12 protein-coding genes and 2 tRNA genes are annotated in these 14,203 nt (G+C 49.6%); 11 read left to right on the top strand and 3 right to left on the bottom strand.

Features of this window, described 5'->3' with window-relative positions; all coding sequences use genetic code 11:
- Nucleotides 1–137 precede the first annotated feature (137 nt).
- The 3 genes from VF724_RS01920 to VF724_RS01910 all read right to left on the bottom strand — a co-directional run bounded on the left by VF724_RS01920 (nucleotide 138) and on the right by VF724_RS01910 (nucleotide 1,207).
- On the bottom strand, nucleotides 138–911 hold the full coding sequence (locus tag VF724_RS01920; protein WP_371752524.1) for a phosphatase PAP2 family protein: 774 nt from the start codon (nucleotides 909–911) through the stop codon (nucleotides 138–140).
- A gap of 128 nt (nucleotides 912–1,039) precedes the next feature.
- Nucleotides 1,040–1,113, bottom strand: a tRNA-Arg gene (locus tag VF724_RS01915).
- A 20-nt stretch (nucleotides 1,114–1,133) separates the two neighbouring features.
- Nucleotides 1,134–1,207 (bottom strand) — tRNA-Gly (locus tag VF724_RS01910).
- Nucleotides 1,208–1,415: 208 nt separating this feature from the next.
- Between VF724_RS01910 and VF724_RS01905 the strand changes: the two genes are divergently transcribed.
- The 11 genes from VF724_RS01905 to VF724_RS01855 all read left to right on the top strand — a co-directional run bounded on the left by VF724_RS01905 (nucleotide 1,416) and on the right by VF724_RS01855 (nucleotide 14,170).
- Nucleotides 1,416–2,297 (top strand): hypothetical protein, encoded by an 882-nt coding sequence (locus VF724_RS01905; RefSeq protein WP_371752523.1) that lies wholly within the window; start codon nucleotides 1,416–1,418, stop codon nucleotides 2,295–2,297.
- Between the two features lie 190 nt (nucleotides 2,298–2,487).
- Nucleotides 2,488–3,789 (top strand): trigger factor, encoded by a 1,302-nt coding sequence (gene tig, locus VF724_RS01900; protein ID WP_371752522.1) that lies wholly within the window; start codon nucleotides 2,488–2,490, stop codon nucleotides 3,787–3,789.
- A gap of 142 nt (nucleotides 3,790–3,931) precedes the next feature.
- The gene (gene clpP / locus VF724_RS01895; protein ID WP_371752521.1) at nucleotides 3,932–4,522 is read left to right on the top strand and encodes an ATP-dependent Clp endopeptidase proteolytic subunit ClpP; all 591 of its coding nucleotides are present in this window, start codon (nucleotides 3,932–3,934) and stop codon (nucleotides 4,520–4,522) included.
- 15 nt (nucleotides 4,523–4,537) lie between these two features.
- Complete coding sequence (clpX, locus tag VF724_RS01890) at nucleotides 4,538–5,800, top strand: ATP-dependent protease ATP-binding subunit ClpX (RefSeq protein WP_371752520.1); 1,263 nt, start codon at nucleotides 4,538–4,540, stop codon at nucleotides 5,798–5,800.
- A 28-nt stretch (nucleotides 5,801–5,828) separates the two neighbouring features.
- Nucleotides 5,829–6,932 (top strand): flavodoxin-dependent (E)-4-hydroxy-3-methylbut-2-enyl-diphosphate synthase, encoded by a 1,104-nt coding sequence (gene ispG, locus VF724_RS01885; protein ID WP_371752519.1) that lies wholly within the window; start codon nucleotides 5,829–5,831, stop codon nucleotides 6,930–6,932.
- A gap of 170 nt (nucleotides 6,933–7,102) precedes the next feature.
- Nucleotides 7,103–8,812, top strand: a complete 1,710-nt coding sequence (gene lonB, locus VF724_RS01880; RefSeq protein ID WP_371752518.1) for an ATP-dependent protease LonB — start codon at nucleotides 7,103–7,105, stop codon at nucleotides 8,810–8,812.
- 115 nt (nucleotides 8,813–8,927) lie between these two features.
- Nucleotides 8,928–11,267 carry an endopeptidase La gene (gene lon / locus VF724_RS01875; protein ID WP_371752517.1) on the top strand — a complete coding sequence of 780 codons (2,340 nt, stop codon included), beginning with the start codon at nucleotides 8,928–8,930 and terminating at the stop codon, nucleotides 11,265–11,267.
- 16 nt (nucleotides 11,268–11,283) lie between these two features.
- On the top strand, nucleotides 11,284–11,871 hold the full coding sequence (yihA, locus tag VF724_RS01870; protein WP_371752516.1) for a ribosome biogenesis GTP-binding protein YihA/YsxC: 588 nt from the start codon (nucleotides 11,284–11,286) through the stop codon (nucleotides 11,869–11,871).
- Between the two features lie 225 nt (nucleotides 11,872–12,096).
- A complete protein-coding gene (locus VF724_RS01865; protein ID WP_371752515.1) occupies nucleotides 12,097–12,681 on the top strand; it encodes a non-ribosomal peptide synthetase module in 585 nt (194 codons plus the stop codon).
- Between the two features lie 366 nt (nucleotides 12,682–13,047).
- The gene (gene speD, locus VF724_RS01860; protein WP_371752514.1) at nucleotides 13,048–13,449 is read left to right on the top strand and encodes an adenosylmethionine decarboxylase; all 402 of its coding nucleotides are present in this window, start codon (nucleotides 13,048–13,050) and stop codon (nucleotides 13,447–13,449) included.
- Nucleotides 13,450–13,642: 193 nt separating this feature from the next.
- On the top strand, nucleotides 13,643–14,170 hold the full coding sequence (locus tag VF724_RS01855; protein ID WP_371752513.1) for a Clp protease/crotonase-like domain-containing protein: 528 nt from the start codon (nucleotides 13,643–13,645) through the stop codon (nucleotides 14,168–14,170).
- Nucleotides 14,171–14,203: the final 33 nt, after the last annotated feature.

The following is a 14,203-nucleotide window of genomic DNA, read 5'->3' as shown; positions in this document are numbered from 1 at the left end:
TTCCTTGCGGTTTAAATGGAATTGTACTGCAATATTTGTGATGAATTATAGGTATGTGCCCGGGTCGGGTAAGGTGTCTGTCCATGGGGAAGATCGTCATAAGAGGGAATTTCGGAGAGGATGGCCAAACGGCCGTTCTACGGGTTCTTCTTCAAACGGTCGCTCAGTTTGGCTTCTATGGAATTTTTTTTCGTATAAGTATAATAACGGATGGCCTTCAGCCCGTAAATTACGGCGGTCAGCCAAATGCCGCCTGCCGCATATCCGGCAAGAATATCGGTAGGATAATGAACGCCGAGGTAAATTCGGCTGAGTCCGATCAGCAGGATAAACAGGACTGCAGAAAGCAGCACCGTTTTTTTTGCCGCCGGATTTTTGCCGGCTGCCCCCTGCATGATCAAATAAGCGATGAAGCCGTAAAAGGCGATGGAAATCATCGCGTTTCCGCTGGGAAAGCTGTACCCCGAGGCATCAGCCAACCGGCCGATTCCGGGCCGCGGACGTTCAAATATGAGCTTTAATAAGGAATTGGCGAGCCAGGATCCGAACAGACCGGTCAACAGTAAAAACGCTTCCCATTTTTTTCGCAAACTGAGCCAAAGGTATGCTCCTGCAACCAAGGCAATCAGGATTAATACTTGGGATGAACCGAATTGCGCGACGCTCCGCATCAAGAAAGTCAGAGGTTCGGTTCTGAATGCTCTGACCCAGCTGCCGAAGGCGCGGTCGAAATAGGAGACCAGCTCCGTATGCAGGTTGTCGGCGACGACTTCGAAGATGGTAAGCAAGAGTGCAGCCGCAGCGATGCTGAAAACCGTCATCATGCGGAATTTTTCTTCCCTGGTAAAAACAACCGGTTCTTTAGTCGATTTGTTGAACCGTTCAGGCTCACCGGAACTTGATTTAGTCATCAGGGCAACGCTCCTTCAATTTTGCGGATCGATGAAATTTATTTTAGAGTTGGCGGGCTTGGAAGTCAATCAGGTCCCGGATCAAATCTTGGAACGAAAAAAGCCGCCCCAAGGCGACTTTTTCACTACGTCCCAGGAGGGATTCGAACCCCCGACACACGGCTTAGAAGGCCGTTGCTCTATCCAACTGAGCTACTGGGACAAAGATGCTGATGCATGCGATGGAGCGGGTGAAGGGAATCGAACCCTCGCCTCAAGCTTGGGAAGCTGGCGTTCTACCATTGAACTACACCCGCACTGATTTTTTCAGAAGCATGCATTATAATATCACAGGGTTTAAAGAAAATCAATAATTGATATCTTGAAAAATCATCCCACATTTCACTTCAATTAGACATCTTCGCGGCAATCCTTTAAAATGTATAGGATGGTCATATCCGCATATATTACGCTGGGACGGACGCATTTCAACGAAAATTGACCGGAAGGAAAGGCGGTGCTTTCATGACCGGTTCAAATAAGGATAACGTGATTTTGTTTCCGAAAACTGTGGAATATTACCACACGGAGCTCACCCGTTTGCTGGAGAGCGAACGATATCGGGAAGCCGTCCAACTTCTGAAGTTTTTATTGCATTGCCAAGCAGACGATACGCGCACAGTGGAGGAATGGAGATCTCTGCTGGGATGGCTGGAGAGCTCATTTCCGTCCGATATTGCGGATGCGGAAGATGCGGAAGCAGATTTGACGGAAGCCGATCTTTTCAGACAGCAGGTTCAGGAGAAAGCGGGCAGCGACCGCCATTACGCCAAAAAGCTGATGGAAATACTGCTCCACAATGTTCCGCTGGAAAAAAAGCTTTTGGCGCTGGAGCAGTTGGCCGTGATCGATCATCCGCAAATTTGCGAAACGTTGAAACGTTGGCTGCAAACCGTAGATCTGCCGCCGTTCGTTCAGTTTAAGGTGCTGCAGACCTTAAAATCCAAGGGCATGACAGGAAAAATCAAAGTTCATAAATATAAAGAAGATACAGTTTTGGAAATTGCGGATACTCCGCTTTCTTTGGACCATTTTCCGCCCAACCTGTTGGAAATTTACCGCAAAGTGCAACAAGTCAGTGAAATTTATCATCCGGCGCTGGCCTATTTTGCAGAACATACATGGAAAGAGTTCCTGGCGTCGATTTACGGCACCTCCGTCTACGAACAGCTTAAGACGCTTGATTCTGCCTCGCTTGCCGTTTGGGCAGGGGCGCTTCACGCGGTTGTGACCGAAACGATGCTCGGAGAAGCGGATGAACGGGAAATCATGCAGCTTTATCATATCGCTCCCGAATTTGAAGCCGTTTGGGAACAAGCGGTCCGCAAAATTAAAAGTTTTCTGTGAATCTTAAATCCTGTACATTCCATGGTCCTTTCTTGAAATCTATACGTAATATGTTTATAATGGAGTGGTTATAATGGCGAGTAGATGTCCTGATGCCATTTTTATGTCACTTCCAGGTGTGACAATGGGATTGCCGCCGCAGAACGTGATGACACTGTAACGGTCAAATTTTTGGAGGGGAAAGCATAAAATGAAAGCAAGCTGGGAAAAAATAGAGAAGAACCAAGGGGTTCTGGAAGTTGAAGTGGACGCTGAGCAAGTTGCCGAAGCATTGGACAAGGCCTTCAAAAAAGTCGTGCGTCAGATTAACGTGCCGGGCTTTCGCAAAGGCAAAGTGCCGAGGGCTATTTTTGAAGCGCGATTCGGCGTCGAAAGTCTTTACCGGGATGCGATTGACATCATTCTGCCTGAATCCTACATGAATGCCGTCAAGGAAACCGGCATCGAACCGGTCGATCAACCGGAAATCGATATTCAGGAATTCGAAAAAGCAAAGCCGTTTCGCTTCAAAGCGACAGTTTTGGTCAAGCCCGAAGTTCAGCTTGGCGAATATAAAGGAATCGAAGTGACGCTGCCGGACGGCACGGTAACCGAGGAAGATCTCGAAGCTGAGCTGAAGCGTCTGCAGGAGCGTCACGCCGAACTGGTGGTGCTGGAAGAAGGAACGATCGAGAACGGAGATATGGCTGTCATTGACTTTGAAGGATTTGTGGACGGCGTTGCTTTCGAAGGCGGGAAATCTTCCAATTATGCATTGGAGGTCGGATCCGGCACGTTTATTCCGGGGTTTGAGGAACAGCTCATCGGAATGGCCAAAGGGGAAGAAAAGGATATTACGGTAACTTTCCCCGAAAGCTATCACTCTGAGGAGCTTGCCGGCAAGGAAGCGGTATTCAAGGTAAAATGCAACGACATCAAGCGCAAAAACCTGCCCGAACTCGATGACGAGTTTGCCAAGGATGTCAGCGAATTTGATACGCTGGAAGAATTCAAAGCGGATCTGACCAACCAACTCAGGGAAGCCAAAGAGAAGGAAAATGAGAAACGGTTGGAGGACGAAGTGATCAGCAAAGCCTCGGAAGCTGCGGAAGTGGAAATTCCGGAGGTTATGGTGAGAAATGAAATCGACCGGATGCTGCAGGATTTTTCCAACCGCTTGAGAATGCAGGGAATGACTCTGGAGATGTACAGCCAATTCACCGGGCAGAGCGAGCAGCATCTTCGCGACCAAATGAAGGAAGACGCGGCAAAAAGAGTCCGCTCCTCCTTGGTCATCGAAGCGATTGCCAAAGCCGAGAATGTTGATGCTTCCGAGGAAGAGATCAACGAGGAATTGGAGAAACTATCCAAGATGTACAGGAAATCGGCCGAAGAGCTTCGCGCAATTTTTGAAGCGAACGGAAATATGGAGGATCTCAAGCAGGATGTGATCTCCAGAAAAACAGTTAAATTGTTGGTTGAACTGAGCAATAAAACAACCCAAGTAGCGTAATATTTAAAAAAGGCACGTATCTTTCCCACGTGCCTTCTTTATACTCTATTTGCGGTTGATCGTGACAATGAGGTATGACATCGGTTTTCGAAAATGATAAAATGAAAATAATAAAATACATTGCGGAAATGGGGTTGAAAACATGACACTGGTGCCAATGGTCGTTGAACAAACCAATCGTGGGGAACGCGCTTACGATATTTATTCGAGGTTGTTAAAGGACCGGATTATTTTCTTGGGCAGCGCCATCGATGATGATGTGGCCAATTTGGTGATTGCCCAACTGCTCTTTCTGGCCGCGGAGGATCCGGAAAAAGACATCTCGCTGTATATCAATTCCCCGGGAGGCTCCGTCACAGCAGGTATGGGCATCTACGATACCATGCAGTACATCAAACCGGACGTATCCACCATTTGTGTAGGAATGGCCGCCAGCATGGGGTCACTGCTTCTGGCCGGAGGCGCCAAAGGAAAGCGGTTCGCCCTGCCCAACAGCGAGGTCATGATTCATCAGCCCCTTGGCGGTGTTCGCGGACAGGCGGCGGATATCAAAATCCACGCGGATTGGATATTAAAGACGAAGCAAAAGTTGAATGAAATATATGTATTTCACACCGGGCAGCCTTACGATAAAATCGACCGGGATACCGATCGGGACTTTTTCATGGCTGCGGAAGAAGCCAAAGCCTACGGATTGATTGATGAGGTCATCACTCGTAAGGACTCTATGTAAAGAAGAGGTGATCCGATGTTTAAATTTAACGATGAAAAAGGACAGCTGAAATGTTCGTTTTGCGGCAAATCACAGGAGCAGGTCCGCAAGCTGGTTGCGGGCCCCGGTGTATATATTTGCGATGAATGCATCGAACTTTGCACGGAAATCGTCGAGGAAGAACTGGGTCATGAAGAAGAGCTGGATCTCAAAGACGTTCCGAAGCCAAAGGAAATCAACAACATATTGGACCAGTATGTCATTGGGCAGGATCAAGCCAAAAAATCGCTGGCCGTTGCCGTCTACAACCATTACAAAAGAATTAACTCGCAAAGCAAAAACGAAGAGGTTGAGCTTCAAAAAAGCAATATTCTGTTGATCGGACCGACGGGAAGCGGGAAAACGCTGTTGGCGCAAACGCTGGCCAAAATACTGAACGTTCCCTTTGCCATTGCCGACGCTACGTCTTTGACCGAAGCGGGTTATGTCGGGGAAGATGTGGAGAATATTCTGCTGAAGCTGATCCAGGCGGCCGATTATGATGTGGAAAAAGCCGAACGCGGAATTATTTATATCGACGAAATCGACAAGGTTGCAAGAAAGTCCGAGAATCCCTCCATTACTCGGGACGTATCGGGCGAGGGTGTTCAGCAGGCGCTGCTGAAAATTCTTGAGGGCACGGTGGCTTCGGTGCCGCCCCAGGGGGGGAGAAAGCATCCCCATCAGGAATTTATCCAAATTGATACGACCAACATTCTGTTCATCTGCGGCGGAGCCTTTGACGGCCTGGAGCAGTTGATCAAACGCAGAATCGGCAAAAAAGTGATCGGTTTCGGCAGCGAGGGCGTCAAGTCGGACTTGAAGCTGAATGAGTACCTTTCGATGGTGCTTCCCGAGGATCTGCTGAAATTCGGTTTGATTCCAGAATTTGTCGGCCGGCTCCCGATTATTTCCACGCTGGAGCCGCTTGATGAGGGAGCGCTCGTACGCATTCTTACGGAGCCGAAGAATGCTCTGGTGAAGCAGTATCAAAAGCTGCTCGAATTGGATAATGTCAAGCTGGAATTTGAAGCCGGCGCGCTGCAGGCGATTGCCTCGGAAGCGATCAAACGCAATACGGGCGCACGCGGGCTGAGAGCGATCATTGAAGGCATCATGCTCGACGTCATGTTTGAAGTTCCGTCCAGGGAAGATGTGACGAGCTGCCTCGTGACGGAAAAGGCTGTCAGGGAGAAGATACTCCCGGAATTGACGACCAAAGAAGGCAAATCGGCGAAAAAAAAGGAAGAAAGCGCGTAAGCGCACTGTAACCATGGGAGAGAATGCCATGTTCCACAGATCAAAGACAAGACCGGTGAAAGTGGGGAATCTTACGATCGGCGGCAGCAATGAAGTGATCGTGCAGAGTATGTGCACGACCAAAACCGCCGATGTCCGATCGACCGTCGAGCAGATTTTGCGCCTGGAGGAAGCCGGCTGTCAGATGGTTCGGGTAACGGTCAACAATAAAGAAGCCGCGGAGGCGATCAAAGAGATCAAGAAGCAGATTCATATTCCGCTTGTAGCCGATATTCATTTTGATTATCGGCTCGCTTTGTCAGCCATCGAGAACGGCATCGACAAGGTGCGCATCAATCCCGGGAATATCGGACGCCGCGAAAAGGTCGAAGCTGTCGTCAAAGCCTGCAAAGAAAGAGGAATTCCGATACGCATCGGGGTGAACGCAGGCTCGCTTGAAAATCATCTGTTGGAAAAATACGGTTATCCGACGCCTGAAGCAATGGTCGAAAGCGCCTTGTATCACATCGGGATATTGGAGGAGCTTGACTTTCACGACATTCTCGTATCCTTGAAAGCGTCCGATGCGCCGATGGCCATCAAGGCGTATACCATGGCCGCCGAAAAATTCGATTATCCGCTGCATCTGGGGATTACCGAGGCGGGAACGCTGTTCTCCGGCACGATCAAAAGCGCCGCGGGTCTGGGAACGCTGTTGTATATGGGCATCGGATCGACCATGCGGGTTTCATTGAGCGCGGATCCGGTCGAGGAAATCAAGGTGGCGCGGGAGCTGTTGAAAGACTTCGGGTTGATTTCCGATGCGCCGACATTGGTTTCCTGTCCGACCTGCGGACGCTTGGACATTGATTTGTTCAGCGTGGCCAACGAGGTGGAAGCGTATTTGGCGAACATTAAGGTTCCGCTGAAGGTGTCCGTGCTGGGCTGCGCCGTGAACGGACCCGGCGAAGCGAGGGAAGCCGATATCGGAATCGCCGGTGCGAAAGGCGAGGGCATGCTGTTCCGCTACGGGGAAATGGTGCGGAAGGTGCCGGAGGCCGAATTGCTCGACGAATTGAAGCGCGAGATTGACCGGATTGTTATGGAATACGAGAAAACCGGTGAAATTTCAGGACGGCGGCAACACTCCTAATTCCAAATTCCCGATGCAAACAACAAATTCTTATGCTGCTCAAAAAACCGCAAATCCCTTTCGGGATTTTGCGGCTTTTTCTGTCTGGCCGGGATTAACCATTCCCCTGTAAGGCAATACTATCATGTAGTTTTCACTGATGGATTGATTGTGTAAGGGAGGAATGTGCTGTGAACCTAAGTGTTGCATTAATGGTCGTGCAGGTGTTTTTTGCTGTAGTGATCGGACTGTATTTCTGGAATTTGCTGCGCACGCAGCAGACGACCCGGACGGCGGTGGATAGAGAATCGAAAAAGGAAATGGAGAACCTGCGAAAGCTTCGCTCCATCTCTTTGACCCAGCCGCTTTCTGAAAAGACGAGGCCGGCTTCGCTTAAAGACATTATCGGGCAGAAGGAAGGCTTGCGGGCGCTGAAAGCGGCTTTGTGCGGACCGAACCCGCAGCACGTCATTATTTACGGACCGCCCGGTGTGGGCAAAACCGCCGCTGCCAGGGTGGTATTGGAGGAAGCGAAGAAAAATCCAGATTCCCCTTTTCTGCCGAACGCCAAGTTTCTCGAAATCGATGCGACCACGGCCCGGTTCGATGAGCGGGGGATCGCCGATCCGCTGATCGGCTCGGTGCACGATCCGATCTACCAGGGGGCGGGGGCTCTTGGGGTGGCCGGAATTCCGCAGCCGAAGCCCGGTGCGGTTACAAAGGCGCATGGAGGAATTTTGTTCATCGATGAAATTGGAGAACTGCATCCGGTGCAGATGAATAAGCTGCTGAAAGTATTGGAAGACCGCAAAGTCTTTTTGGAAAGTTCCTATTACAATTCCGAGGATTCGCACATTCCGAACCATATACATGACATTTTTCAAAACGGACTGCCGGCAGATTTCCGGCTCGTGGGTGCGACAACCCGAACGCCTCAGGAAATACCGCCGGCGATTCGATCCCGGTGCATGGAAATCTTTTTCCGTCCTTTGTTGCCGGACGAGATTTCGATTATCGCCCAAAACGCCATGGAAAAGTTGGACTTCAAAAGAAATCCGGATGCGGTCGAAATTATTAAGAAGTATGCGACAAACGGCAGGGAGGCTGTGAACATCGTGCAGCTGGCGGCCGGATTGGCCATAACCGACCGCAGGAAAGACATTACTTCGGACGATGTGGAGTGGGTCGTGAACAGCAGCCAGATTCCGCCGCGCATGGAGCAGAAAGTGCCGTCGGAACCCCAGATTGGGCTGGTCAACGGATTGGCGGTATTCGGCCCCAATCTCGGAACGGTTTTGGAGGTGGAGGTGACCGCCCTGCCCGCGGCCGTTCCCGGCACAGGAAGGTATAATATCACCGGTGTGGTCGATGAGGAAGAGATGGGCGGCGGAGCCAGAACAATTCGCCGTAAAAGCATGGCCAAAAGCTCGGTGGAGAATGTTCTGACCGTATTGAGAAGATGCGGAATCGATCCCCAGGACTTTGATCTGCACATTAACTTCCCGGGCGGCATCCCGATCGATGGACCGTCGGCCGGAATTGCCATAGCTTCCGCCGTTGCTTCGGCCATTCATCGCTTGCCGATCGACAACCGCGTTGCGATGACCGGGGAAATCAGCATCCACGGCAGAGTCAAGCCGGTCGGTGGAATTGTCGCAAAAGTGGAGGCTGCGCTTCAGGCCGGGGCCAAGAAAGTGATCATACCGGCAGAAAACTGGCAGAACATCTTTGCCGGATTGCAGGGAATTGAGGTGGTTGCCGTCCGTACCATCGAGGATGTATTCCAGCAGGTGTTCGGCCGGAAATGGCTTACGGTCATCGACAGCACGGTTTCCCCGGAGACAGCGATTTCTTCCTCGCTGCCGATGCTGCATGCGGGTTCCACTACCGTTGAAAATTGACCGTTTGGGAGGAACTAAGGCATCGCGAGCCCGAATTGGTGTTTTACATGCAGTTTTGATAAAATGAAAGCTACAGTAATCGCTGGATCCGCTGAAATCATGGAGGTGCTGGAGGATGGGACTGAACAGAGCAAAAGGACGCAGAATCCCTTTGTTGCCTTTAAGGGGACTTCTGGTATTTCCAAGCATGGTTCTGCATTTGGATGTGGGACGGGAAAAATCGATCAAAGCCCTGGAAAAGGCAATGCTGGAAGACAACATGATTTTACTGTGCTCCCAATCGGAGGTAAATATCGAGGATCCCTCGGAGGACGATATTTATAAAGTAGGGACGGTGTCCAAGGTTCGGCAAATGCTGAAGCTCCCCAACGGTACGATCCGTGTGCTTGTGGAAGGCATGTTCCGCGCGGAAGTGTTGGAGTATACGGATTCGGACCAGTATTTTGAGGTGATGGCCAAGGAGCTGCCGGAAACGGAGGTTCCCGACCCGGAAATCGATGCTTTGATGCGTTCCGTGCTGACCCAGTTCGAACACTATATCAGCCTTTCAAAGAAAGTTACTCCCGAAACGCTTGCGGCTGTCTCCGACATTGACGAACCCGGACGCTTGGCGGATGTGATCTGCAGCCATTTGTCTTTGAAAATCAAGGATAAGCAGATGATTTTGGAAACCGTCGATGTGAAGCAGCGTCTGGAAAGCATGCTGGATATCCTGAACAACGAGCGGGAAGTTCTTGAGCTGGAACGAAAGATCAGCCAGCGTGTCAAAAAACAAATGGAAAAGACCCAAAAAGAATATTATTTGCGCGAGCAGATGAAGGCCATCCAGAAGGAGCTTGGCGATAAAGAAGGCCGCGCGGGCGAAGTCGAGGAATTGAGGCAGCAGCTCGAAAACACCGATGTTCCGGAGAAGGTCAGAGAAAAAATCGAAAAGGAAATCGACCGTCTGGAAAAAATGCCTTCGACTTCCGCCGAGGGCGGCGTCATCCGCAACTATGTGGACTGGCTGCTGGCACTCCCTTGGAACAAACAAACCGAAGACGATTTGGATCTGGACCGTGCGGAGCAGATCCTCAATGAAGACCACTACGGCTTGGAAAAACCTAAAGAGCGGGTTTTGGAATATTTGGCGGTGCAAAAACTCGTCAAGAAGCTGAAGGGGCCTATCCTATGTCTCGTCGGGCCGCCGGGTGTAGGAAAAACCTCGATGGCGCGTTCGATTGCCAGATCGCTGGGACGCGAATTTGTTCGTATGTCCCTCGGAGGAGTCAGGGACGAAGCGGAGATTCGCGGTCATCGGAGAACCTATGTGGGCGCCATGCCGGGCAGGATCATTCAAGGCATCAAGAATGCAGGCTCCAACAATCCGGTTTTTCTGCTGGATGAAATCGACAAAATGGCAATGGATTTTCGCGGAGATCCTTCATCCGCCCTGCTCGAGGTACTCGATCCGGAGCAAAACAACACATTCAGCGACCATTTCATCGAGCTGCCGTTCGATCTTTCCAATGTGATGTTCATTACTACGGCCAATGCCGTCCATACGATACCCAGGCCGCTGTTGGACCGCATGGAGGTTTTGTATCTTTCCGGATACACGGAATTGGAGAAATTGAAGATTGCGGAGAGATATCTGCTGCCGAAACAAAAGAAGGAGCACGGTCTTGAGGAAAACCAGCTGCACGCGGATGAACATACATTGCTGCAGGTGATTCGTCAGTATACCCGCGAAGCCGGAGTGCGCAATTTGGAGCAGCAGGTGGCGGCCATTTGCCGGAAGGCGGCAAAGATGATCGTATCGGATAAACAGCATGCCGCGATAACGATCAGCGAGAGCAATCTTGCGGAGTTTTTGGGGCCGGTGAAATTCAGATACGGATTGGCCGAAGAGGAGGATCAGATCGGCGCGGTGACCGGCTTGGCCTGGACGGAAGTGGGCGGAGATACGCTGGTCATCGAGGTGACGGTAATGCCGGGCAACGGTAAACTCACCTTAACCGGAAAGCTGGGCGATGTGATGAAGGAGTCGGCTCAGGCGGCTTTCAGCTATACTCGTTCCAGAGCGGATAGGTTGAAAATCGATCCCGCCTTCCATGAGAAAAACGACATTCATATCCATATTCCCGAAGGAGCGATACCGAAGGATGGTCCGTCAGCGGGAATTACGATGGCAACCGCACTTATTTCGGCATTAACCAATATCCCCGTATCCAGGGAAGTCGCCATGACCGGTGAAATTACCTTGCGCGGCCGGGTGCTGCCGATCGGCGGCTTCAAGGAAAAGGCGCTTGCGGCTCACAGGGCGGGCATCAAGAAAGTGCTGCTCCCCAAAGAAAATGAAAAAGACTTGAAAGATATCCCCGAAAGCGTGCGGAGTGAATTGACGTTTGTATTGGTATCTCATATGGATGAGGTGCTGGAACATGCGCTGGTACAACCGGTAGGGGTTCATTAGAAGAGGTTGGACAAAAATGAAAGTGACGAATGCTGAATTGGTGATCAGTGCCATGGGTCCTGATCAATACCCTCAGGAAGCCTTGCCGGAAATCGCTCTGGCAGGGCGTTCCAATGTCGGGAAGTCCTCGCTGATCAACCGCATGATTAACCGAAAAAGCCTTGCACGCACAAGCTCCACGCCGGGGAAAACGCAAACCCTTAATTTTTACCGAATTAATTCAAATCTGTTTTTTGTCGATTTCCCGGGCTATGGTTTCGCAAGAGTTTCCAAATCGTTGAGAGCGCAGTGGGGAAAAATCATCGAATCGTATTTGCAAAAGCGCGAGCAGCTCAAGCTGGTGCTGCAAATTATCGATCTCCGGCACCCTCCCACCGATGATGATTGTTCCATGTACGAATGGCTGGCTTATCACGGGCTTCCAATTTGCGTGGTGGCGACAAAGGCCGATAAAGTGCCGAAGACCAAATGGTCCAAGCATATGGATATCATCAAAAGAGATCTGCAGATCGATCCCGCGCATCCGTTGATCCTGTTTTCATCGGAAACCGGTCTCGGCAAGGACGAGCTGTGGGCGGTCATCCAACAAGCCGTGAATGAATGAAAGCGCCGGCGCAAAAAAAAGCCCGCGATCTCAAGATATATGCAATTCGCAGAACTTCATAAGCGAATTAAAGGATTTTAGCTTTCTTTACGGCGTCATTTCCGATCATCCCGTTTTTTTTCGATTTTCGCGCGTATTTCACTGAAATGTTTACAGGCATTCTTTGTAAAAGTATTGTATAATATGTGATATACAGCTCAACAAACAGAATTGAGGTAGATTTTTATGCCTAAGCGGTTAGCGACGGAATATGTCAAAGCCTGCTTAAGATTTTCGGGATCGGAAATGTCGCAGTTCATGGGGTTCTTTAATGAGCATCGTGTATCCGCTACGATAAAGGTGTGTGAAAACGGAAATCAGGAATTGGTCTTGAACGAAGAGTCGGGCGACATTGTGTTGACTTTCGAGCGCGAAGCCAATGAGTATGTTTGTCAAGGATCGTTCAGGGTGAACAGCCCGAGATTGACCGACTTTTTTCGAAAGCTGGTTTCCGCATATAAAGGAGATGCCATCGTTCGCCGTATCTACGCATCATTCTGCATGGTTTATTATTATGAACGAGGCACAGTCGTCAAAATCGTCGAGCTGTCGGAACAAAGCCAAAGAACGATCTATGAATATAAACAGACGTCAAGCAAGCTGAGAAAGCTGTTTGAGTCGCTCAGAATCGAAGCGGAGATCGGACTCGTGCATATGCAGATCAACGGTCTGCTGGATCAGCGCAACGAAACGCGGAATCCCGATTTGCTGGAAAAAATTGATCTTCAATTAGAGAAGCTTGCACATCAATTGTTTGTGCTTGAAGCCTAAATGTGACATTTAACGCAATTTTGATTGACCCGGAGCCCTCGGATTGAGGGCTTTTTTCTTTTGGGTTCGCCCGGTTGCGCACTAAAAGTGGTACGGAGCGTATAATGTGGAGGAATGGAATTGGCGCAATCTCATCAATGAAGCAGTTTTTTTAACATTTCGTTAAATGTATCCTTTTTTTAAAAAACTATTGCATTTCTCCCCGATAGATGTTATTTTATTCTTCGTTGAAACTTAATATAGGAACCAGGATTCACTCAGGACATTATATGTTGCGAGAGAGTATTCCCTCGAAAGAAGTGAATGACGTAGGTCCTAGCGGATGAAATTCCAAACATTTTATTCCTAGGAAGGGGGAACCGAGAGATGGAATATTCTACTTTCGGAAGACATGTTACGGTTGATACTTGGGGAGTCGATTTTGAGAAATTAAACGATGTGGAATGGCTGCAGTCACAACTGGTGGAGGCTGCGGAAGTGTCCGGGGCGACTATCCTGAGCGTCCAGTCCAAACAATTCGAACCGCAGGGAGCAACAGTACTTGTAATGCTGTCGGAAAGCCACATTTCCATTCATACGTATCCTGAAAAAGGATTTGCGGCAGTTGACTGTTACACATGCGGAGAAACAGTCGATCCTCAGATCGCAGTGGATTATCTGGTTTCCGTATTGAAGCCGGAAAAAACTTACGCGAAAAAGCTCATTCGCGGAATGGGCGAACTGCTGGTGGAAGAGCCGGCGATCAAACAGGCGGCATGCGTCAAGTAATCTAATGTCTTGAGACAATGCAAGTTGATTGAAATCGTAAAAACTAACTTGATGAATATTGTAAGAGTAGCCATGATGTAAATCGTGGTTACGAATAGGAACTGATTAGTAACCATGATGTAAATCGTGGTTATTTGTTTTTTTGCCGACCCATAAAATAAGAAGACAAGATTGTTTTAAGGGTGGGGAAAACATGCGGTTGACATTCAAAGGGACAGCGGTGCTGGTCTTGCTCATGTTCGCAGGACTGTTTGTTTACCAAATCTATGACCTTTTCGGGGCCGAAAGCCAATCCGGCGACGCCAAGCGCCTTTTGTACCAGGTCTGTCTGTTTCAAATGGAGATTCTGAACAGCTTGCTTAACGATGCCGCAAGGCTGCAGAATACGGACCAGCTGAATGACTTGAAGCAGGCGGTTTATTCTGCCAATTATGCGCATGAACGGCTTGTGCAGGCATTCGGTGAAAACCATTTGACGACGCTGAATTCCATTCCGCAGATGCTGCAGTACATCATTCGGCTGCAGATCGGGGGGGACCGCGCGCTCAGCAAGGATGAAGCAGATACGCTGCGCCAGGCGGGCGAGCAATTCAGCGAGATGTATGCAGTTTATGGAAAACTTCTTTCATCCGGAGGAAGTGTATTTTCTTCGCAAAATGACAAACTAAAAAGTATAGATCAGAATATTTACCGGCTTTTGCATGGAAAACTGCTCGAGTGAGTCATAATTTTTTCAAACTTTCGTTCGTGACTC

Origin of the sequence: Ferviditalea candida (assembly GCF_035282765.1) — a bacterium.
GTDB lineage: Bacteria > Bacillota > Bacilli > Paenibacillales > KCTC-25726 > Ferviditalea > Ferviditalea candida.
This window is presented reverse-complemented; position numbering and strand designations above follow the sequence as displayed.

Coding starts and splice junctions, on each gene's coding strand:
- ispG (WP_371752519.1), top strand. CDS start 5,829: ATGTTCCACAGATCAAAGACAAGACCGGTGAAAGTGGGGAATCTTACG.
- yihA (WP_371752516.1), top strand. CDS start 11,284: ATGAAAGTGACGAATGCTGAATTGGTGATCAGTGCCATGGGTCCTGAT.
- clpP (WP_371752521.1), top strand. CDS start 3,932: ATGACACTGGTGCCAATGGTCGTTGAACAAACCAATCGTGGGGAACGC.
- VF724_RS01905 (WP_371752523.1), top strand. CDS start 1,416: ATGACCGGTTCAAATAAGGATAACGTGATTTTGTTTCCGAAAACTGTG.
- tig (WP_371752522.1), top strand. CDS start 2,488: ATGAAAGCAAGCTGGGAAAAAATAGAGAAGAACCAAGGGGTTCTGGAA.
- VF724_RS01855 (WP_371752513.1), top strand. CDS start 13,643: ATGCGGTTGACATTCAAAGGGACAGCGGTGCTGGTCTTGCTCATGTTC.
- speD (WP_371752514.1), top strand. CDS start 13,048: ATGGAATATTCTACTTTCGGAAGACATGTTACGGTTGATACTTGGGGA.
- VF724_RS01920 (WP_371752524.1), bottom strand. CDS start 911: ATGACTAAATCAAGTTCCGGTGAGCCTGAACGGTTCAACAAATCGACT.
- lon (WP_371752517.1), top strand. CDS start 8,928: ATGGGACTGAACAGAGCAAAAGGACGCAGAATCCCTTTGTTGCCTTTA.
- VF724_RS01865 (WP_371752515.1), top strand. CDS start 12,097: ATGCCTAAGCGGTTAGCGACGGAATATGTCAAAGCCTGCTTAAGATTT.
- clpX (WP_371752520.1), top strand. CDS start 4,538: ATGTTTAAATTTAACGATGAAAAAGGACAGCTGAAATGTTCGTTTTGC.